General features: G+C 35.1%; 1 protein-coding gene. It reads right to left on the minus strand.

The features are described from left to right. Positions 1–11 precede the first annotated feature (11 nt). On the minus strand, positions 12–607 hold a 596-nt coding region (locus tag IRT38_RS17450; RefSeq protein WP_194598352.1), incomplete at its 5' end, for a transposase.

Genomic DNA, 607 nt, shown 5'->3' on the forward strand with positions numbered 1-607 from the left:
GGCTATTTGCATTATATGGTTGAAATTAGTTCTTCATCTAAATATTCATCACCGCCATACAATTCAACCAAGGTTGGAATATAAGCGCCATATTCCAACTTAGTATTCTCTTGCTTGGTTGGAAATGCAGTTAAACCCTCATAACCTTCAGTTGATTTTAATGAAGATGATGGAGTCTTTAAAGTTGTAATAGATCGAGCCACTTTGTTATATAACATTTTTGCTCGAAGCACCTCAAAGGTATATCCTCGTCCCATTCGATTTGCGACCCTTGTAATACCATTATGCCCCTCAGTATAAGCATTGGTAATTCTTATTGGCGCATCCCAATAGGTGAATATATCCTCAAAGTTATTATTCACAGTTTTAGCAACATCACGAAAAGACTTTAAATATTTGGGAATACTGCTTTCCCATTCATGAAACCTTTGTATGGCATCGTCTTTGGTTGTTGCTTCATAAATATTATAAAACTGCTCTTTGAGGTCATAAGCTTCCTTAAATTCAGGATGCCATTTTTCTAAATTTCCTAAAATTCTTTGTTGATCTTCGGTCAATGAATTTGGTCGTCTAAGCAGTATCCACCGTAAATGTTTTTTCATATTCA

The organism is Acinetobacter sp. SK-43, assembly GCF_015351505.1.
Lineage (GTDB): Bacteria > Pseudomonadota > Gammaproteobacteria > Pseudomonadales > Moraxellaceae > Acinetobacter > Acinetobacter junii.